We start from the raw sequence: 20,303 nt of genomic DNA on the forward strand, positions 1-20,303 counted from the left end.
ATTCCCCGGTCGTCGAGCGCGTGCGGCCGTGATCACGCGCGAAGCGACCACACGTCCTCTTCGGACGGTCCTGGTGCCGAAAGGGTGGCTGACCGGGCACGTGTGATCGCCGAGGCCGGTGCGGTGGTCAGCCGTGCGTGCGGTCGTCCAGGTGCGCGTCGAGCCAGGCCACGACGTCGCCGAGCACCCGGTCCTGCTCGGGTTCGTTGTGCGGCTCGTGGTAGAGGCCCTCGTAGATCGTGACGGTGAGGTCCGCGGAGGCGGCGTGCGCGCGGACCAGTTCGCTGGCGGCCGGGGGCATCAGCCGGTCGGCGCCGCCATGCAGCACGAGCAGCGGGAGCCGCAGCGACGCGAGGCGTTGCGGCATCGCGTTGATGGCCCGCATCATCTCGGTGCCGGTCCGTGCCCGGATCCTGCCGTTGTGGTTGAGCGGGTCGGTGCGGTAGGCGCGCACCACCTCCGGGTCCCGGCTGATCGCGTCCGCGTCGAGGGACAGCACGCCCAGGTTGGGCAGCAGCCTCGACACGACCGGCGCCGCGAGCTTCTGCACGGTGCTGGCGGCCACGGTCTGCAGCGCGGGAGCGGAGATGACGGCGCCGCTGATGCGCTCCGCCGGCGCGCCGGTGAGGTACTGCAGGGAGATCAGCCCGCCCAGGCTGTGGCCGTAGACGAACAGCGGCAGCCCGTCGTGGCGTTGCCGGGCGAGCCGGGCCAGCAGGGCCACCCCGTCCACGGCGGCGGCCATGCTGCCGATGTTGCCGCGCGTGCCGGGGGACCGGCCGTGCCCGGGGTGGTCGACCGCGTAGACGGCGTATCCGGCCGCGACGAGCCGTTCGGCGACGTGGCGGTAGCGGCCGCTGTGCTCGTGCACGCCGTGCACGAGCACCACCGCCGCCACGGGGTTCTCGATCGTCCAGCCCTGCCAGTACTGCCCGGACGGCAGGACGCCTTCGGTGTGCGAGGCGGCGGGCCCCGCGGCGGATCGGCTCATCGAGGCACCTCCGTCGGCGGCGAACATGTGGGGCCCAGCGTAGCTGCGGAGCCCCGGCCGATTCTGCCGATGATGTTGCGGCCTGCGGATTGGCGGCACGCCGCCCGTCGCCGATTCGCTGGCGCCGTCCGCCCAGGAGGTCGCACCGCACCTGCGGCCGCTGTGCAGCGGTGTGGTCGACTGTGGAGGTGATCGACTGCGCGGTGATGCGAGGCGCGGCGTGAGTCCGCGGCTGGCGCTGTACCTCGGCGGGCTGCTCGGCCCTTTCGGTGGTGGCGTGGTTTCGGCGATGCTGCCGGAGCTGAGCACCAGCTTCGGCGTGTCGCAGGGCGCCGCGGCGTCCTCGCTGACGGCCTACCTGCTGCCGTTCGCTCTGGTGATGCTCGTGTCGGGCGGCCTCGGCGAGCGCTGGGGCCCGGCTCGCAGCATCCGCGTCGCCTACGCCGGTTACGCCGTCGCGGCGTTGCTCGCGGCCGTCGCGCCGTGGTTCTGGTTGTTCCAGACCAGCCGCGCGTTGCAGGGCGTCGCCAACGCCTTCACGACTCCGCTGCTGCTGGCCAAACTCGCCGCGGTCACGCCGAAGGAACGCCTTGGGCGGGCGATGGGGACCTACGGGGCGATGCAGGCCATCGGCCAGACCACGGCCCCGCTGGTCGGCGGGCTGGCGGCGGAAGGTGCCTGGCAGTGGGCGTTCGTGGGGCTGTCGGTGGTGGCGGCGGTGCTGGCGATCAGCCCGTTGCCCGCGGATTCACCGGCACCTGCGGCGCCGCCGCCGTCGCTGCGCTCGGCCTGGCGGGCGTCGACGCTGCTGACCGGTGGTGTCGCGTTCGTGGTGTGGGCCTGTTCGGCGGGCCTGCCGTTTCTGGTGTCGTTCCGCCTCGACGACGCTTTCGCGCTCAGCCCCGGCGCGCGCGGCCTGGTGCTGACCGCCTACGGGCTCGCCGGGGTCGCGGGTGCGCGGCTGACCGGTGCCGCGGTGGACCGGTTCGGCCGCCGCACCGCCGTGTGCGCGGGGCTGGCCCTGGCCGCGGTGGCGATCGGGTCGATCGGGCTGCTCACCTGGTTGCCGCTGGTCGTGGTGGCGTGGGCGGTCAGCGGGGTGTGCGGGCAGCTCGTGCTGGTCGGCGTGCACGCCACGGTGCTGTCCGGTGGCGGTCGTCGCGGCGGTGACATCTCGGTGGTGACGGCACTGCGGTTCCTGGGCATGTCGGCCGCGCCGGGCTTGTTCACCGGTCTCTACCGGCACGACGCGGCGCTGGGTTTCCTGGTGCCCGCGGCCCTGCTGGCGCTGACCATTCCCGTTGTTGCCGTGTGGTGGCCCCGCCCCGAACGGGCCTGACCCCGCGTTCTCCCCTCCGCTCCCGCCTTATCGGTCGTCGGCCAGCGCGGCCAGCACCTCGTCGCACCAGTCCACGTAAGCCTGCTCGGTGCGGATACCACCGCGCAGCACCAGGTGCTGGTGCAGCCGCTGGCCGGAAAGCCGTTTCGGGTCGGGGAAATCGCGTTGCTCGATCTGGCGGTAGACCGCCAGCCGCTGGGCGTGCAGCGTCCGGTGCCGGGCGATTTCGGCGGCCACCTGCTCGACGTCACCGTAGGAGGCGCCGCGGATCTTCACCGACAGCTCGTTGCGGACCGTCGGGGGAGTGGCGGGTTCGGCGAGCCACCGGGCCAGCTCCGCGGCGCCCGTCGCGCTGACCCGGTAGACCTTCTTGTCCGGCCTCTTGTCCTGCGGCACCTCGTCGCAGTCGACCCAGCCCAGCTCGACCATCCGCTTGAGGGTCCGGTAGATCTGCTGGTGGGTGGCGCCCCAGAAGTAGCCGATGGACCGGTCGAAGCGGCGCGCCAGCTCGTACCCGGACCCCGAGCGTTCCTGCAGGGACACCAGGATCGCGTACTCCAACGCCACCGAACCGCTCCTCGACTCGTCCGCCACTGCCCAGCGCCGAACTTACCGGCGGGCTAGGCCCGCCCCGCGTCGAGCAGCCCGGCCAGTCGCGACCGGATCAGCTCGTCGGCCTCGGTGACGATGCGGTGCACCAGCTCGCCGACGGTCGGGATGTCGTCGATCAGGCCCTGCACCATCCCGGCGCTCCAGATGCCGAGTTCAGGATCGCCCTGCTCGTAGACGGTGCGGCCGCGGGCACCGGCGACCAGCTCGCGCACGTCGTCGAAGCTCCCACCGTCCGCCAGCCGCCGCACCACCTCGCGGCTGACCGAGTTGCTGGCCACCCGCGCGGTGTTGCGCAGCGGCCGAAAGATCAGCTCGGTGTCCAGCTCGCTGGCGGTGGTGAGGTGCTTCTTGATCCGCTCGTGCACCGGTGCTTCGACGGTGCACAGAAACCGGGTGCCCATGTTCACCCCGTCCGCGCCCAGTGCCAGCGCCGCGACCAGGCCGCGGGCGTCGGCGATGCCGCCGGAGGCGATGATCGGGATGCTCAGCTCGTCGGCGGCGCGGGGGATGAGCACCAGTCCGGGGATGTCGTCCTCGCCGGGGTGCCCGGCGCATTCGAAGCCGTCGATGCTCACCGCGTCCACGCCGAGCTGCTGGGCCTTGCGGGCGTGCCGGACGCTGGTGCACTTGTGCAGCACCTTGATCCCGGCCGGTTTGAACGCGGCGACCTGCTCGGCGGGGTTGGATCCCGCGGTTTCCACGATCGTGATCCCGGACTCGATGATGGCCTGCCGGTACTCGGCGTAGGGCGGCGGGGTGATGGTGGGCAGGATGGTCAGGTTGACGCCGAAGGGCTTGTCGGTCATCTCGCGGCACCGCGCGATCTCCTTGACCAGGTCCTCCGGGGTGGGTTGGGTGAGCGCGGTGAGCATGCCGAGGGCGCCTGCCTCGGCGACGGCGGAGACGAGCTCGGCGCGGCCGACCCACTGCATGCCGCCCTGCACGATGGGGTGCTCGACGCCGAACTCCTCGGTGAACCTGGTCCGAAGCACGCTGCTCACTGCTGGCCTCCCGAACTGCCACGACAACGGCGTCGAAGCTACTATGCACCAAGTTGCAATGCAACGGAGTGCATATAAGGCGGCGCCGGTGAACTCGTGTGCACCGGAACACATTCGCCGACCGGCGGAGTGCCCCCGGAACCCGCGTCATGATCGAATCAAGTCGTCGTCGGATCCGGGAGGGGCGCATGGGCGGAGCCGCAGCGAAGAAATCGGCGTGGACGTCGGTCGTGGCGGCGGTGCTGCTCGGACTGATGTGGGTGGTGTTCGAATCCGGCCTGTTCGATGCCCAGGGCAGCGCACCCGCCGGGCCTGCCGCGGCGGCTCTGGAAGAACTCCGCGTCGCCCCGGCGGGTTCGATGGACGGCTACTCGCGGGAGCGCTTCGAGCACTGGACCGCGCAGCCGCGGGCGGGCAAGAACTGCAACACCCGGGAGGCCGTGCTGCTCCGCGACGGGGTCGACGTGCGAACCAACAACGCCTGCGAAGCCGTGTCCGGAACGTGGACCAGCGCCTACACCGGCCAGCGGATCACCGACGCCTCCAAGCTCGACATCGACCACGTGGTCCCGCTGGCCAACGCCTGGCGCAGCGGCGCGAACACATGGGACGACCAGCGCCGCGAGCAGTTCGCCAACGACATGCAGCTGCCCCAGCTGGTCGCGGTGGACGCCGGTTCCAACCGCAGCAAAGGCGATCAGGACCCGTCGCAGTGGCGACCGGACCGCACCCGCTGGTGCGACTACGCCACCGACTGGATCACCGTGAAGCGCGCCTACGACCTGACGGTCACCGAAGCGGAGAAGGCGGCGCTGCGGGACATGCTCGCCACCTGCGGCTGAGCCGCAGTACCCCGCGGAACCGCGGCGCGTCTGGGGAACGGATGCCGGGCACCCCTCGCCGCGCAACTCGGTGACGGGTGCCCGGCGCTCGACCGAAACACGCAGCCGATCAGCCCCGAGGGCTCCGGCTCAGCCCTGGAGCGCCTGCTGGGCGCCCGGGTGCAGCGGCACCGGGTCGGTCCGGGGCGCGTTCTCGCGGGTGATCTGACCGGCCGCGGGGTGGACCTTCTCCAGGTCGGCCTTCTTGTCGAAGAGCAGCTTCGTGATCGCGCAGGCGTTGCCCGCGGCGAAATCGTCCCGCACCACCAGCAGGTTGGGCACCGCGACGGTCGGGACGTCGGCGGGCAGGTGGTACGTCGCCGCCGGGATCGTGCTCGCCTCGTACACCGGGCTGATCTGGTGCAACCCGGCCAGTTGCGGGCTGATGTCGAGGAACTTCACCGCACCACCCATCGAGGTGGTCAGGTCGGTGATCTCCGGCGTCGGCAGACCGCCCGACCAGAACAATCCGTCCACCGTGCCCGACTTCATCCCGTCCACCGCCTTGCCCAGCGACAACCGCTGCGCCTGCACGTCGGTCTCCGGGTTCAGCCCGGCGGCGGTGAGCACCCGGTTGGCGATCACCTCGGTGCCGGACTTCGGGGAACCGGTGGAGATCCGTTTGCCCCGCATGTCCGCGACGCTGTTGATTCCGGCGTCCGCGCGCACCACGACCTGCGTGAAGTTCGGGTAGATCCGGGCCAGCGCCCGGATCGGCTGTGGTGTGCCCTCGAAGCTTGCCTTGCCCTGCACCGCGTCCGCGGCGGTGTCGGCGAGGGTGAAGGCGATGTCGTAGTCCCCGGCCACCAGCTGCTGGATGTTCTGCACCGAAGCCCCGGTTTCCGCGGCCGTGGCGCGGAGTTTCGTGTTGCCGCTGATCACCTGCGCGAGCCCGCCGCCGAGCACGTAGTACACGCCGCCGGTGTTGCCGGTGGCGATCGTCAGGCGGCCCTCGCTGGCCTCGCAGGAGCCCGCCCCGGCGGCGTTGTCCTGAACCTGCTTGCCACCGCAGCCGGCCGCGACCAGCGCGACCGCCGCAACCGTCGCGAGCAGTGCTGTGAACCGCATCACCGTTCCTCCTCGATCGTCCGGCGCAGGATCAGCTGTGCGACCACGCCCAGCACGCAGAACCCCAGCCCCACCGCCACCACCGGCGGTTCCAGGTACAGCAGACACAACGCCCCCGGCGCGAACAGCGCGCGCACCGTGGGGCGCACCGGTCCGGCCAGCCAGCCGCCGGTCACCACGCCCAGCGCGGCGACGGCCACCACGGACACCGCCAGCACCCACAGTGCGGTCACCGCGTCGGCCCGCAGCAGCAGGGCCGAGCCGTTGTCGGTCAGCACGAACGCGATCGGCACCAGGAAGGCGGGCAGCGTGTACTTCCAGGCCTGCATCATGGTGCCGGTGATCCGGCCGCCGGTGATCGCCGCGGCGGCCACCGCGGCCAGCGCGGTCGGCGGCGTCACCTCGGACAGCACCGCGTAGTAGAAGATGAACATCGCCCGCTCGGCGTCGGCCACGCCCAGCGCGGCCAGCGCCGGGCCGATCACCACCCAGGCGATGATGAACGACGCCGTTACCGGCACCGCCAACCCCAGCACGCCGACGGCCAGCGCGGAGAACACCACGGTGAGCACCAGGACCGCGGTGGGGTTGCTGGTGATCGCCTGCGCTGCCTCGACCAGCGCATCGGCCAGTACCTGGCCCAGACCGGTTTTGGTGATGGTGGACGTGATGATGCCCGCCGCCGCGCACACGGCCACCACCGGCAGCGCGCCACGCGTCCCCGACGACAGCGCGTCCACGATGTCCTTCAGCCACGCCAGCACCGCCGGGCCGGGGCCGGTTTCCGCGCGGACCAGCCGAGCCACCAGGGTGAACAGCGCCGCGACGCCGGTCGCGTGGACCACGGCGGCAAAGGGTGGGATGTCCAGCGCCAGGAACACCACGATGATCGCCAGCGACAGGAAGTGGTAGCCGCCGCGCAGCAGCAGCCGCCACGCGCTGCCGTGCTCGACGTCCACGGCCTTCGCCCCGAACCGCCGCGCGTCGGCCTCCACCGCGAACACGATGCCCAGGTAGTACAGGACCGTGGGAACGGTCGCCCAGACCAGCACCGACAGGTACGAGGTCTGCAGGTACTCGGCGATGATGAACGCCGCCGCGCCCAGCGTCGGTGGCGAGAGGATCGCCCCGATGCCCGACGCCGCCAGCAGACCACCGGCCTGCTCTTTCGGGTATCCGGCCCGGCGCAGGATCGGCCAGGTGATCGAGCCGAGACTCACCGCCGTGGCCGTGCCGGACCCGGACACCGTGCCCAGCAGGAACCCCGAGAGGACGGTGGTGCGCCCCGGCGCGGTGCGGGAGCGCCTGAACGCCGCGAAGGAGAAGTCGACGAAGAACTGCCCGGCCCCGGAGGCGTTGAGCACCGCGCCGTAGATGGTGAACAGCACGATGTAGCTGGCCGCGACGTCCAGCGGCGTGCCGTAGAAACCGCTGGCGTCGTTGTACAGCGCGTTGATGATCTGGCTGAAGTCCACGCCCGCGTGGGCGATTTCCCAGTTCTGCGGCAGGAAACCGCCGTAGTAGGCGTAGCCGATGAACGCCGCGCAGATGATCGGCAGGATCCAGCCCGTGGTGCGCCGGGTGGCTTCCAGCACCAGCAGGAGCAGCAGCGCCCCGGCAGTGATGTCCAGAGTGGACAGACTGCCCTGTCGGTCCAGGAACGCGTCGAAACCGCCGGAGGGCACCGGCAGCACCGGGTAGAACCCGACGAGCAGCGCGACCGCTGACAGCAGCCAGTCGTACCAGGCCGGGTCGTCGCGGTCGCCGTTAGGGCGGCGCCCGCCCGGCCGGTAGCACAGGAAGACCAGCGGCAGCGTGCACCCGAGGAAGATCACCAGGTAGTACTGGTTGCCCTTGGTGAGCGGGAAGAACACCTGCCTGAGCACCAGCGCCGCGACGGCGAGCGACACCAGGAACACCAGCAGCTCGGGGCGGCGGGACAGCTGTCGCGCCGGCCGTTCCTCGTCGTGCGCCGCGACGATCTCGCCCACATCGGGGAGGCGTTCGTCGTCGTGCTCAGGCCGCGTCGCCTGGCTCATGGGCGTGCCCCTCCGTCCCGGCGGAGCGCGGCCGGGCACGAACGCCGTGCTGCGGCCGATGCGCGCCGGCGGGCGGGGGTCGGTCCGGTTCCGGGCGCGACGACCATGAGTCCAAGCCAGTCAGCCATCCGCTCCCGCTCTCACAGCGCGCATGTCGGTTGTGCGGCGGGAATGTAACTGGCGTCACTCGTCCGGGTCAATAGTGCGGTGCAGGCTGGTCCACTGAGGAGCGACGCAGCACCCGGCGGACGTTCTCGCACCGAGACGGGCCCGGCATGGTGTCGGCGATCCACGGACCATCGGTGGACGGGTCCAGCACGCCGTCCTCCAACCAGGCGTAGCGGCCGTCGAGCACCCGGCGGGCCAGCATCCGGTCGGCGGCGTCGGTGTTGTCCCACAACCGCCGGAACAGCTCCTCCACCCGGAGGCGCGCCTGGCGGCAGTACGCGTCGGCCAGCTCCACCGCCGTGCTGTCCGACGAGCGGGCGTGCACGCAGCAGGCGCTCATCGCGTACAGCTCCGCGCCGATGTCGACGATGCGGCCGAGGAACAGCTGGCGGTGTTCGAGCGCGCCCTGCCAGCGCGCCATCGCGAGGAACGTCTGCCGCGCGATCCGCCGGCTGGCGCGTTCGACGAACCGCAGGTGCTCGGCCAGCCGGCCGTACTCGCCGTAGGCGCCGGGCAACTGCCCGCGGCCCACCGCCAGCGTCGGCAGCCAGCGGGCGTAGAAGCCGCCGGCGCGGGCCGCGGCGCGCGCCTTGCGTGACAGGTCGGCCTCCGGGTCGATGATGTCCCCGGCCACCGACAGGTGCGCGTCCACCGCCTCGCGCGCGATCAGCAGCCGCATGATCTCGCTGGAGCCCTCGAAGATGCGGTTGATGCGCAGGTCCCGCAGCAGCTGTTCGACGGGCACCCCGCGCTCGCCGCGGGCGGCCAGCGACTCCGCCGTCTCGTAGCCGCGGCCGCCGCGGATCTGCACCAGCTCGTCGGCGACCTGCCAGGCCAGTTCCGAGGAGTGCAGCTTGGCCAGCGCGGCTTCGATGCGGATGTCGTGCCGGTCGGCGTCAGCCAGCCGCCCGGACAGCTCCAGGACCGCATCCAGCGCGAACGCGCTCGCCGCGATGAAGGAGACCTTGCCCGCGATCGCCTCGTGCGCGCCGATCGGGCGGCCCCACTGGACCCGCTGCGCGGACCACTCGCGGGCGATCCGCAGGCACCACTTCGCGGCCCCGGCGCACATCGCGGGCAGTGCCAGGCGACCGGTGTTCAGGGTGGTCAGCGCGATCCGGAGGCCGTCGCCCTCGCGGCCGATGCGGTTGGCGGCGGGCACCACGACGTCGTGCAGCCGGGTCACGCCGTTCTCGATGCCGCGCAGCCCCATGAACGAGTTGCGGTGCTCCACGGTGACGCCGGGGGCGTCGGCTTCGACGACGAAGGCGGTCACGCCGCCGCGGTGCCCGTCTGAGCGCGGCACCCGGGCCATCACCACCAGCAGGTCGGCCAGCACGCCGTTGGTGGTCCACAGCTTCACACCGTTGAGCCGGTAGGTCCGCCCGTCCGCGCTGGGTTCGGCGATGGTGGCCAGCCGCGCCGGGTCGCTGCCCACGTCGGGTTCGGTGAGCAGGAAGGCGGAGATCTCGCGGGTGCAGCGGGGCAGGAACTCACGCTTCTGCGCCTCGGTGCCGAAGAGCTCGACAGGGCGAGGCACGCCGATGGACTGGTGGGCCGACAGCAGCGCGCCGATGGCCGGGCTGGTGGTGGCGACCAGCATCAGCGCCCGGTGGTAGTAGACCGAGGGCAGCCCGAGCCCGCCGTACTCCTCGGGGATCTTGATGGCCAGGGCGCCGAGGTCGCGCAGGCCGTCGATGACCTCGTCGGGAACGCGGTCCTCGCGTTCGATCCGGCGGCCGTCGACCTCGTTCTCGCAGAACTCCCGCAGGCGCCGCAGGAACGCCTCCCCGGCGGCGGAGGTGGGGCTTTCCGGCATCGGGTCGACCAGATCCAGCCGCAGCCGCCCGAGGAACAGCTCGCGGCCGAAACTGGGCCGGTCCCACCGCGTTTCGCGGGCTTCCTCGGCGACCTGCCTGGCCTGCGCGGCGTCGACCCGCGGCCGCTTCTCGTCCACTGTGGTCATCTCAGCCCCCGACGAGCCGAACGGTTGGTGACGTTGGTCACACCACGGTACTGCCGCCGACGCCACCCCGCAGACAGTGGGAGCGCACCTTCGTCTTCTCTCCCGGACGCGTCAGGTGAAGGGCGCCGTTCGTCTGAGTGACCTCTACCTCTCCCACGGCGGGACACCGGGCGGTCACCACCATCGCCCGGATGGCTACCGACCACAACCATCCCACCAGCATCGGCGGCCCACCCGCCGGCCGCCCGGAGGTGCACAACCAGCCGCCCGCCACGCCCACCGGACGGCCGATGGGACCGGTTCGGTGGCGGCCCTAAGCTCCCGGTATGGCGAAGTACTTCGACGTTCACCCGGAGAACCCGCAGCGGCGCGCGATCGGACAGGTGGTGGACATCATCCGCGACGACGGTCTGGTCGCCTACCCGACCGACTCGTGCTTCGCCCTCGGTTGCCAGCTGGGCAACAAGGACGGCATCGAGCGCATCCGCGCCATCCGGCACCTCGACGACCGGCATCACTTCACCCTGGTGTGCCAGAACTTCGCCCAGCTCGGCCAGTTCGTGATCGTCAACAACGCGGTCTTCCGCGCCATCAAGGCGTCCACGCCGGGCAGCTACACGTTCATCCTGCCCGCCACCAAGGAGGTCCCGCGCCGGTTGCTCCATCCGCGCAAGAAGACCGTCGGGGTGCGCATCCCCGACCACGTCGTGGTGCAGGCGCTGCTGGCCGAACTCGGCGAACCGATCCTGTCGAGCACGCTGCTGCTGCCCGGCGAGGCGGAGCCGCTGACGCAGGGCTGGCAGATCAAGGAGGAGCTCGACCACCTGCTGGACGCGGTGATCGACTCCGGCGACTGCGGCACCGAACCCACCACGGTGATCGACTTCTCCGGGCCGGAACCGGAGGTGGTTCGCCGGGGAGCGGGCGACCCGGCCCGCTTCGAATAGCTCGTGATCGGGTCCTGCTACGACAGCAGGACCGGCGCGGGTCATCTCCTCTTCCGGCTGGACCGGCGCGCGGGCACCGGCTCTGCGGGGTCGAACCGTACGGGTGAACGCGACTGCGGCGGACCGCCGAGCGTGTGACGCTGCTCGCGGCACGGTCGATCATGCGTCTGGCGGCGCGATCGGCCGTGAGCGTGTAGTGTGTGCGTCGGTCGTATTTTCTGGGGTCGTGTTTCGCGCACACTCGCAGGATGGTGATGCGGGCGTGCTGCTATCTGGTCCAGCTGGAGAAGTCGCCGTTCCGAGAGCCACGACCGAGGTGTCCGCGCAGTGTGGCCACCTGTAGTAGTTCCGGCTCCCAGAAGGAGTAGAGAAATGGCACAGGGAACCGTGAAGTGGTTCAACTCGGAGAAGGGCTTCGGCTTCATCGCTCCGGACGACGGCGGCCCGGACGTCTTCGTCCACTACTCGGCGATCGACGCGCGCGGCTTCCGCACCCTCGAGGAGGACCAGAAGGTGACCTACGAGGTCAGCCAGGGTCCGAAGGGCCCGCAGGCGGCCGGCGTCCGCGCCCTCTGATCCCACGTCGCGGCGGCTCCGCACCGACCGGGTGCGGAGCCGCTCTTCGGCGCGCGCGGACCGGTCCGCCAACCCCGGGCCCTGAGCCCGCCGCGGCGGGCTGCCGCGGTCCTCATGTCCGCGGCGGGCGGGTTCGCGTGCTCCTGCCTGGTTCGATGTGGCGTGCACTGGTGGTCTTCACCGCCGCCGGGCGCGCCACGCCCCCAGCAGCGACGCGGCGAGCAGGACGGCCGCGATCACCGTCACCGCCAGGCCCATCTGGTGCAGGCCGCTGTCGTCGGCGTGCGCACCGAGCACCAGCGCGAGCAGTGCGGCGGCGAGGTTCGCCCCGACGTACTGCGAGGTACGGTAGAGACCGGAGGCGGCACCCGTCCGGTCGGTCGGCGCGGCGGCGTACACGGCCTGCTGGTTGCCCATGTTGTTGAAACCGTTGGGCAGCCCGAGCACCGCCGAGACCACCAGCAGCCCCCAGACGGGCGAACTGCTGGTGGGCAACGTCAGCAGTAGCCCACCGACGCACAGCGCGCTGGTGCCGACGAGCAGCGCGAGCCGAGGCTCGTGCGTGCGCAGCAACCGGGTCGCCAGCAGCGTGGACAGCACCCCGAACGCCGAGATCGGCAGCACCACCAGGCCGGCGCCGACCGGCCCCAGCCCGCGGGTCTCCTCCAGCCACTGCGGCACCCCGTAGAACACGCAGTAGAAGGCCGTGTAGGTCACGATCGTGCGCACGTAGGTGAACGACAGCCCACGGCGGGCGAGCAGCCGAACGTCCAGGAACGGGTCGCGGGCGCGCAGCCCCCACCACGCGGTCAGGACCGAGGCCGGGAGGGCCACGGCCAGCCACCACCACGCGGGCGTCGTGGTCAGCGACAGCAGCCAGAACATCAGGGCGGTGCTCGCCGCCGTGAACAGCAGCATGCCGAGCGGATCAACGCGGGCGAGATCCCGCAGCCGCCGACCGGGCGCCGGGGGCGGGTCGGCTGGTCCCCGCGCCAGGATCACCGCCGCGCCGAGGGCGGCCAGCGGCACGTTGATCCAGAATACCCCTGTCCAGCCGAACCCGCCGACGAGCAGCCCGCCGAGGGTGGGGCCGAGGGCGGCGCTGACCTGCGAGCAGACCGCCAGCACGGCCAGCGCGTTGTTCGGCCGGGAGCGCAACCGGTCGGCGGCGCGGCGGATCATCGCCACGCCGCACGGGTACTGCGCGGCCGTGCCGATGCCGATGAGGATGCGGCACACCACCAGCGCCGGGATGCCCGGCGCGAACGGCGCCACCGCCGAGGCGAGGCCGACCAGGGCGATCCCGGCGAGGCTGGTCCGGCGCGGGCCCAGCACGTCGGCGATGCGGCCCATCGCCGGCGCGGCCACCGCGGTGGCCAGGTACAGCGCCGAGACCAGCCAGGTCACTGAGGTGCCCGCGTCGAACTCGGTGCGGATCGCCACCAGGGCGACCGCGATCATCGAGGAGTTCAGCGGTTGCAGGACGGTGCCGAAGGCGATCGGCGCGACGAACCTGCCGGGCAGCTCGGCGCCGGCCTCCCGCACATATTCAGCATGGCTGTCTTCTTGTGTGCGGGGTGATCGGGTCATCAGCTTTGTTCGGGGGCGAGCGGAGCGGTTCCGGGGCGACTGGTCGGCTCCGCGTCGGCCAGCCGGTCGAGCAGGCGGGCGGCCAGCACCAGCAGGTCGCGCTCAACGTCGGTGAGCCCGGCCATGGCCTGCGCCAGCCACGCCTCGCGCTGGCAGCGGTCGCGCAGCACCTGGCGGCGGCCCGCCTCGGTGATCCGCACGATGGCGGCCCGGCGGTCGCTCGGGTCGGTGTCGCGTTCGGCCAGGCCGGCGTCGATCAGGCGTTGCACGATGCGGGCCATGGACTGCGGTGTGACGCGCTCGGCGGCGGCCAGGGCGCTGGCGGTGGCCGGGCCGCCGCGCGCCAGCAGGCCCAACGTCGCCAGCTGGCTGGGCGTCAGTTCGCCCGGCCCGCGTTCAACGCGCAGCCGCCGGGCCAGCCGCATCACGCCCAGCCGTACCTCGGCGGCGGCCTGGGCGGTGTCGGGAGTGCTGCTCATATGTTCAGCATAGCTGTCTTTCTCGGCGGCGGAATGGTCTGAACCAGCGTGATCCGTGCCCCGTGGTCCGCTGGTGCTGTCCGCCCCGGGATGTTGATCTCGTCCGTCCGAGGTGCTGTGATCGGGGCTCACCGAGCGCCCGGGGAGGATGTGCGTGAACGGCGTCGACCCGTGTCTGGACCACCTCGTGTACGGGGTGCCCGACCTGGAAGCGGGCGTGCGGGCACTGGCGACGCTGCTGGGGGTCGACCCGGTGCCGGGCGGACGGCACCCCGACCACGGCACCCGCAACTACCTGGTGGGCCTCGGCGGGCGCAGCTACCTGGAGATCATCGGCCCGGACCCGGAGGCCACCACGCCGCCGACATCGTTCGGGCTGGCCACCCTCACCGCCCCGCGGCTGGTGACCTGGGCGGTCCGCGCCGATGACATCGAGGCCCGGGTGGCCGCGGCCCGCGCAGCCGGGCACGATCCCGGCGACGTGCTGCCGATGTCGCGCCGTACGGCGGACGGGACGCTGCTGGAGTGGCGGCTGGCCAAGGCCGAACCGCGCCCGCGGGACGGGCTGGTGCCGTTCCTCATCGACTGGGGCGGCACTCGGCACCCGACGGAGGCCGGGCTGCCCGAACTGCGGCTGCGGTCGCTGCGCGCCGAGCACCCGGACCCGGCGGCGGTCCGCGCCGACCTGCGCGCCGTCGGCGCGGAGCTGGACGTCGCGGCGGCGGCCGCACCCGCGCTGCGAGCCCGCGTCGAGGGTCCCAACGGAGTGGTCGAACTGCCCTGAAGATCCACAGTGGACGGATCGGCGATCGGGTGGTCTTCCTTGTCGCGGCAGCGTATGGCGTGGTTGAGTGCTGGTGTGTATCGCGTCTTCTGCTTTCGCAGGCTGGCCGTGGTCGTGGAGGGCATCGACTTCCTCGACCCCAGGCTCGCGGGTGAGCCCGGAGCGCGGGAGCGCGGGGTCCGCGTCGAGCTGCGCACGCTCGTGGAAGCAGCGGGAGAGGGGTCGATCTACGCCTCGCGCGAGGTGCGGCTGCAGCGCGGTATCTGCCGGTTCGACCTGCTGGAGTCGCGGCCGGGTGCGGCCGACCGGATGCACTGGCACCCGGCGATGAGCTCCGGCGAGCCGGGCGAGCGGGTCTTCGATCCGGACCTCAGTCGGGCCCCGGCGGGCTGGCTGTGCGACCGGCTGCACGACGTGACGCCGCTGCTGGTGCAGGCGGGGCTGGACCCGGCCGAGTACACCGCCGACATCGCCGCCCTGGCCGAGGCAGCGGGGGAGATCGTCGCGTGCGTTTCGCAGGTGCTGGGCGAGGCCCGCCGGGCACCGTGGCCCGCGGTCTGCCGCGACGCCCGCGGCCTGGCCCCGATCAGATGACCCACGGCGACGGTGCCGGTCACCCGGGATGCGCGGCCAGTCGAACGGGGTGCCGACGTCGTTCTCCGCCAGCAGCGTGCGCCCGGCCCGGGATCGGGTGACGACGTCCACCTCCGCCAACGCCCCCGATCCGATCTCACCCGAACGGCCCAGTGCGCCGCGTGCCGGAGCGGACGCGCATGGCGACGTCATCGCGCCGGTTGCTGCTGCCGCCGACCGGCTCTCTAAGCTCATCGGGATCGTTGTTGCCGGCGGAACAGAAGAGGGGCGGTCGCGTGCCAGAGCGGTTCGTGCCGAACACGCGACTCGATCCGGCACCGAGGTCCGCTCGCCGCTGGGCGGCGCTGCTCGGCCTGCTGTTCGCCGTGCTCGCCGTGGCCGTGCCGTTCCTGCCCGTGGAGCATGAGATCACCACGCTGCGCTGGCCGACGGCCGAGGGCACCCACTCGGTGTCGGCGCCGCTGGTCAGCCACGCGCCCCTGTGGTTGACCGCGGAGGTCCCGTGCCGGGCGGCGCGCGACCTCGACGCCCGCACCAGCGGTCCCGCGGTGCTGGTGTCCACCAACGCGCCGTCGTCGTTCTACGGCGGGATGACCGGGCTGAGCCTGCAGGTCGACGCCGGGAAGGTGGTGCTGTGGTCCAGGGGGCGCCAGGCCGGAGCGGTGCCGGTTCCGGACGGCGACTGTGTGATCTCGGTGCGCGCGGACGCCACCGGCACCTCGGCGGCGGTGGCGGGGGCGCCGTTCGCGGTGGTGTCCGGCGACCAGCGTCCGCAGCTGACCGGCATCTTCTCCCAGCTGGACTCCGCTGTGGACGACGTGCGCGGGCTGGCCTTCGAGGCGCGGGTGGACGACCGCTTCGCCAGCCGCCCCACGCCGCTGAAGATCGCCGCCATGGTGCTGGAGGTGTTGGCTTTCCTCGGCGCGGTGGTGGCGCTGCGGCGCATCGAGGTGCGGCGCGCGCCACGCGGGCTGCCACCGGGGTGGTGGCGGCCCGGGCCGCGCGACGTTGTGGTGTTCGCCGCGCTGGTGGTGTGGTGGCTGATCGGCGCGATGACCGCGGACGACGGCTACATCCTCACCATGCTGCGCGCCGCCGACAGCGCCGGGTACGTCACCAACTACTTCCGCTGGTTCGCCAACCCCGAGTCGCCGTTCGGCTGGTTCTACGAGCTCTACGCGCTGTGGGTGCAGGTTTCGGCCGCCACCCCGTGGGTCAGGTTGCCCGCGCTGTTCCTCGGGGCGCTGAGCTGGTTGCTGCTCAGCCGCGGGGTGCTGCCGCGGCTCGGGCGGCAGGTGCGCGGCAGCGGATCGGTGGGCTGGGCCGCGGCCGCGGTGTTCCTGGCGTTCTGGTTGCCCTACAACAACGGTCTGCGGCCCGAGCCGGTCGTCGTCACGTTCTTCCTGCTGTCGTTGTGCGCGGTGGAACGGGCCGTCGCCAGCCGGCGGCTCACCCCGGCCGCGCTGGGCCTGGTCGCGGCTGCTCTGGGGCTGGGAGCCAACCCGCACGGCATGATCGCGGTGCTGCCGTTCGTGGTGGCGGCGAAACCGCTCATCCGGTTGGGGTGGCAGCGGATCCGCGAGCGCGGTGCGCTGCCCGTGCTGGCCCCGGTCGCCGCGGCGGGGCTGGTCATCCTCGTCGCCGTGTTCTTCGACCAGACCCTGCAGTCCGTGGTGGACTCCGTGCAGCTCAAGACCCGGTTCGGCCCGAACAACCCGTGGTATGCGGAGCTCAGCCGCTACGACCGCCTCTTCGGGCCGTGGCCGGACGGTTCGCTGACTCGCCGGTTCCCGGTGCTGCTGCTGGTGTTGTGCGTCCTCACCAGTGGTGCCGTGCTGCTGCGGCGCGGCCGGATCAGCGGCGCCGCGGTGGGGCCGAGCCGCCGGGTGCTGGCGGTGGCGGCGCTGTGCTTCGTGGTGCTGGCCCTGACACCCACCAAGCACACCCACCACTTCGGCGTGCTGGCCGGGATCGGCAGCGCGGTCGCGCTGGTCGAACACCTCCGCCACGACGAACTCCCCGCCGTGCCCAGGCACCCGCGGCCGCGTCGGCCGGTGGCGCGGTGGGGGGCGGCGGCGCCGCTGACGATCACCTGCGCGGTGCTGCTCGTCGGCGAGGTGGCGTTGTTCGCGAAGGGCATCCACAAGCAGTGGGACGGCTACAGCCTGGGTGCGGACAACGTGCGGCAACTCATCGGGACCAGTTGCGGGCTGTCGGACTACGTCGAGGTGGAGACCGACCCGCGGCGCGGGATGCTGGCGGTGTCGCGTGAGCAGCCCCGCAGCGACGACCGGGTCGTGTCGTCCAGCCGCGGCGGCGCTGCGGACCCGCTGCAGTCCGTGGCGCGCGGTTTCCACCGCTTCGGGGTGCCCAGCGGGCAGTTCTGGAGCCCGCCGTACGGGTTCGGCGGCGACGACGCGCCGGTCTGGGGCAGTTTCACCGCGGACGGCTCAGCGACCGGCGAGCTGCGCACGTCCTGGTACGACGTGCCGCCGCAGGCCGCCTCCGGGCAGCTGCCCGTGGTGGTGTCGTTCGTCGGCAGCGCCACCGGGGGCAACTCGCTGGCCGTGGAGTGGGGTCGCGACACCCCGCATGGGTTCGAGATTCTCGGCCGACGCTCGGTCGGCCAGGACGCGGGGCGGTGGCGCGACGTCCGGTTCCTGGTGGACGGCGCGACGAAGCTGCGGGTGCTGGCGGTCGACCAGAAGGTCGACCCGCCGGGCTGGCTGGCCGTCAGCGCGCCTCGGGTGCCGGTGCTGAGCAGCATGACCGAGGTGATCGGCGGCGCTCCGGTGTTCGTGGAGTGGCCCGCAGCGCTGGTGCACCCGTGCCTGGACGTGGCGCGGCTGCACCACGGTATCGCCGAACTGCCCGCGTTCCGGGTGATCGGCGGCGGCATCATGCGCGACATGGGCTACGGCTGGTCGGCACCGGGCGGGGGCGGACCCTACGGCTGGTTCGCCGTCGCCGCCAGCGTGCGGGAACTGCCCACCTACCTGCGCAACGACCTGCACCGCGACTGGGGAGCGCTGTACGTGGTCGATCCCTACCAGCCGGACGCGCTTCCGGCCGCCGCGGCGCTCCAGGTGCACACCGAAACGCACTGGGGCACCTGGTCGCCCGGCCCGCTGACCAGGGCGGTCTGGCTGCCCGGGGCGCTGCTGCCGTCCGACGGGCGCACGGACGTCCGGCCGTTCGGGGCGATCCCGACCGGGGACGCCGCGTAGCGCTGTGAGCAACGCCATGATCCGGCTGATGAGCCGAGGATGATCGCTAGGATAACTAACGTGTGGGCAGTGCCCGTGCGCCGACGCTCGGCCTGACTGTTGTTGCGGCGGTGGGTGTTCCTCCGCCGCAACGCGTCGAGCGGCGGTCCCGGGCCCCGCGCACCGGCTGCAGAGACCGCTCGCACGGAAGAAAAACAGAATGCCTCGCGCCCGACGACGACCAGAGCGCCCGGTCGGCACCGCAAGCGTCCACATCGGACACCGCTGGCACCTCGGGACGGAGGTGCCGTGTCCGGCGTGATCCAGGGCTTCGGCGTCATCGCGACGATCGTGCTGGTCGGTTACCTGATCGGCCGCGCCGGAGTGCTCGGCGAATCCGGCCGCGAGGTGCTCACCCGGCTGTCGTTCTACGTCGGAACGCCCGCGCTGCTGCTGCAGATGCTGTCCGAGTCCGACGTGTTGGTGCTGTTCTCCGTCCCGCTGCTGGTGACGGCGTTGAGCACCTTCGCCGCCGCGGGGCTGTTCGTGCTGGTGGGCGTGCTGCGCCGGTGGAACATCCGGCGCACGACCATCGGCGCGCTGTGCTCCAGCTACGTCAACGCCGGAAACCTGGGCATCCCGATCGCCGTCTACGTGCTGGGCGACGCGTCGCTGGTGGCCCCGGTGATGCTGTTCCAACTGCTGGTGCTGACGCCGATCGGGTTGACAGTGATCGACTTCGCGCAGGGGGAGCGGCGCACCTCGGTGTGGCTGCGGATCCTCGCGCCGTTCCGCAACCCGATCGTCATCTGCTCGTTGCTGGGGGTGGCGATCTCGTTGAGCGGCTGGCGGATCCCGGCGCCGGTGCTGGAACCGCTCACGCTGCTCGGCCACCTCTCGGTGCCGACGGTGCTACTGGCGTTCGGCATCTCGTTGCGGGGCAGCACGATTCCCGCGGTCGGCGACGAGCGGTGGCCGGTGCTGCTGTCGGTGGGCCTCAAGTCGGTGGTGCACCCGGTGATCGCCTGGGCGATCGGCGCGGGCCTGTTCGGCCTGCAAGGCGCCCCACTGTTCGCGGCGGTGGTGATCTCCGCGCTGCCCGCGGCGCAGAACCTGTTCGTCTACGCGTCCCACTACAACGTGGGCGTCCGCCTGGCGCGGGACTCGATCCTGTTGTCGACGATCCTCTGCGTCCCGGTCCTGTTCACGGTCACCGCCCTCCTCGGCTGACCCCGCTCGGCCCGGGGTGAGGCACCCCATGGCCGCCGCGGATCTTCACCCCCGCAGGTGCTCGCCCAGACCGGGGCGACACTGTCGAAGTCGTCGCTGCGCGAGCAGGGCAAAGGCGTCCTGCCGTCGGATGTCGAGCCGTGGATGCTCGACACCACCACCTGGCCCGGCGACGTCGATAACCACGTCGATGTGCTGGTGGGCGAGCTGCTGACTGACCCGGAGCACTTTTCCCGCTCGTTCACCGTCAAGGAGCTTGGCCGCCTCATGTCCGCCCGACCCCACACCCCGCCTGTCCGCGCCCACGAGATGGGCATCTGACAAGCGCTATGTCTACCTGATCGCCCAGGGCAAGAAGACCACGGAGATCCGGGTCAACGACTCCAGTCGCAAGAAGATCCGCAAAGGGGCGCTGATCCGGTTCCGCTGCCAGGGCGACGAGGTCCTGGACCCGCGTCACCAAGGTCAACCGGTACGCCAGCTTCGAGGAGACATTCGACCACGAGTCCGTGGCCTCGGTCAACCCGCTGGTTACCCGCGCCGAGCAGCTCGCGAACATCCGCCAGATCTACCCGCCCGAGCGCCGAAGCGTCGAACGCCCCGCGTTCAGGTTGTCCGGAGCTCCCTACACCTCAGTCGCCACGCTGGTGTTCGTCGGAGCTGTGCTGGTGCTGATGGCTTTCGACTACCCCGTCGGGACCTTCGCGGTGGCGTCGATCGGTCTCATCGCGCCAGCGCTCGTGCTGGGCTGGTTTGTGGTGCGTAGGAAGGTGAACGACATCGCCGACATCCGTCGGTGATGTCCAAAGAGGATGTGCGGCCGCCGCGTTCC

At 71.8% G+C, this 20,303-nt stretch carries 18 protein-coding genes; 10 read left to right on the forward strand and 8 right to left on the reverse strand.

Features of this window, described 5'->3' with window-relative positions:
• Nucleotides 1-127 precede the first annotated feature (127 nt).
• Nucleotides 128-991, reverse strand: a complete 864-nt coding sequence (locus IEY17_RS20055) for an alpha/beta hydrolase (protein WP_188990055.1) — start codon at nt 989-991, stop codon at nt 128-130.
• Nucleotides 992-1,211: 220 nt separating this feature from the next.
• Between IEY17_RS20055 and IEY17_RS20060 the strand changes: the two genes are divergently transcribed.
• Nucleotides 1,212-2,330, forward strand: coding sequence for an MFS transporter (locus IEY17_RS20060; protein WP_188990057.1), 1,119 nt, complete (start codon nt 1,212-1,214; stop codon nt 2,328-2,330).
• 27 nt (nt 2,331-2,357) lie between these two features.
• Here IEY17_RS20060 and IEY17_RS20065 read toward each other — a convergent pair whose 3' ends face one another.
• A complete protein-coding gene (locus IEY17_RS20065) occupies nt 2,358-2,897 on the reverse strand; it encodes a PadR family transcriptional regulator (RefSeq protein WP_188990059.1) in 540 nt (179 codons plus the stop codon).
• Between the two features lie 53 nt (nt 2,898-2,950).
• A complete protein-coding gene (locus IEY17_RS20070) occupies nt 2,951-3,934 on the reverse strand; it encodes an NAD(P)H-dependent flavin oxidoreductase (RefSeq protein ID WP_188990166.1) in 984 nt (327 codons plus the stop codon).
• A 197-nt stretch (nt 3,935-4,131) separates the two neighbouring features.
• On the opposite strand from IEY17_RS20070, the gene IEY17_RS20075 reads away from it, so the two are divergent.
• Entirely contained in the window at nt 4,132-4,785 is a 654-nt protein-coding gene (locus IEY17_RS20075; protein ID WP_188990062.1) for an HNH endonuclease family protein, read from the forward strand.
• 129 nt (nt 4,786-4,914) lie between these two features.
• Here the strand turns inward: IEY17_RS20075 and IEY17_RS20080 are convergent, their stop codons facing one another.
• From IEY17_RS20080 to IEY17_RS20090, 3 genes are all read right to left on the reverse strand, one after another.
• A complete protein-coding gene (locus IEY17_RS20080; RefSeq protein WP_188990064.1) occupies nt 4,915-5,892 on the reverse strand; it encodes a TAXI family TRAP transporter solute-binding subunit in 978 nt (325 codons plus the stop codon).
• The gene (locus tag IEY17_RS20085; RefSeq protein WP_188990066.1) at nt 5,892-7,931 is read right to left on the reverse strand and encodes a TRAP transporter permease; all 2,040 of its coding nucleotides are present in this window, start codon (nt 7,929-7,931) and stop codon (nt 5,892-5,894) included. The genes IEY17_RS20080 and IEY17_RS20085 overlap by 1 nt, the downstream gene beginning before the upstream one ends.
• Before the next feature lie 196 nt (nt 7,932-8,127).
• Nucleotides 8,128-10,065 (reverse strand): acyl-CoA dehydrogenase family protein, encoded by a 1,938-nt coding sequence (locus tag IEY17_RS20090; RefSeq protein WP_188990068.1) that lies wholly within the window; start codon nt 10,063-10,065, stop codon nt 8,128-8,130.
• Between the two features lie 326 nt (nt 10,066-10,391).
• On the opposite strand from IEY17_RS20090, the gene IEY17_RS20095 reads away from it, so the two are divergent.
• The gene (locus IEY17_RS20095; RefSeq protein ID WP_188990070.1) at nt 10,392-11,012 is read left to right on the forward strand and encodes an L-threonylcarbamoyladenylate synthase; all 621 of its coding nucleotides are present in this window, start codon (nt 10,392-10,394) and stop codon (nt 11,010-11,012) included.
• Between the two features lie 372 nt (nt 11,013-11,384).
• A complete protein-coding gene (locus IEY17_RS20100) occupies nt 11,385-11,588 on the forward strand; it encodes a cold-shock protein (protein WP_188990072.1) in 204 nt (67 codons plus the stop codon).
• Between the two features lie 177 nt (nt 11,589-11,765).
• Here the strand turns inward: IEY17_RS20100 and IEY17_RS20105 are convergent, their stop codons facing one another.
• Together IEY17_RS20105 and IEY17_RS20110 are read right to left on the reverse strand one after the other, a co-directional pair.
• The gene (locus IEY17_RS20105) at nt 11,766-13,133 is read right to left on the reverse strand and encodes an MFS transporter (protein ID WP_229680344.1); all 1,368 of its coding nucleotides are present in this window, start codon (nt 13,131-13,133) and stop codon (nt 11,766-11,768) included.
• A 44-nt stretch (nt 13,134-13,177) separates the two neighbouring features.
• Complete coding sequence (locus IEY17_RS20110) at nt 13,178-13,657, reverse strand: MarR family winged helix-turn-helix transcriptional regulator (protein WP_188990076.1); 480 nt, start codon at nt 13,655-13,657, stop codon at nt 13,178-13,180.
• Nucleotides 13,658-13,811: 154 nt separating this feature from the next.
• Between IEY17_RS20110 and IEY17_RS20115 the strand changes: the two genes are divergently transcribed.
• The 6 genes from IEY17_RS20115 (at nt 13,812) to IEY17_RS25565 (ending at nt 20,271) form a co-directional block, all read left to right on the forward strand.
• Nucleotides 13,812-14,441: a VOC family protein gene (locus IEY17_RS20115; RefSeq protein ID WP_229680345.1), complete on the forward strand. Its 630-nt coding sequence runs from the start codon at nt 13,812-13,814 to the stop codon at nt 14,439-14,441.
• A 75-nt stretch (nt 14,442-14,516) separates the two neighbouring features.
• Nucleotides 14,517-15,035, forward strand: coding sequence for a hypothetical protein (locus tag IEY17_RS20120; protein WP_188990079.1), 519 nt, complete (start codon nt 14,517-14,519; stop codon nt 15,033-15,035).
• A gap of 275 nt (nt 15,036-15,310) precedes the next feature.
• Nucleotides 15,311-18,262: an arabinosyltransferase domain-containing protein gene (locus IEY17_RS20125; protein WP_229680346.1), complete on the forward strand. Its 2,952-nt coding sequence runs from the start codon at nt 15,311-15,313 to the stop codon at nt 18,260-18,262.
• A 288-nt stretch (nt 18,263-18,550) separates the two neighbouring features.
• Entirely contained in the window at nt 18,551-19,471 is a 921-nt protein-coding gene (locus IEY17_RS20130) for an AEC family transporter (protein WP_188990083.1), read from the forward strand.
• A 57-nt stretch (nt 19,472-19,528) separates the two neighbouring features.
• A complete protein-coding gene (locus IEY17_RS25560) occupies nt 19,529-19,792 on the forward strand; it encodes a hypothetical protein (protein WP_229680347.1) in 264 nt (87 codons plus the stop codon).
• Nucleotides 19,793-19,980: 188 nt separating this feature from the next.
• Complete coding sequence (locus IEY17_RS25565) at nt 19,981-20,271, forward strand: hypothetical protein (RefSeq protein WP_229680348.1); 291 nt, start codon at nt 19,981-19,983, stop codon at nt 20,269-20,271.
• The last annotated feature ends 32 nt before the right edge of the window (nt 20,272-20,303 follow it).

The organism is Saccharopolyspora thermophila (genome assembly GCF_014646075.1).
Taxonomy (GTDB): domain Bacteria; phylum Actinomycetota; class Actinomycetes; order Mycobacteriales; family Pseudonocardiaceae; genus Saccharopolyspora; species Saccharopolyspora thermophila.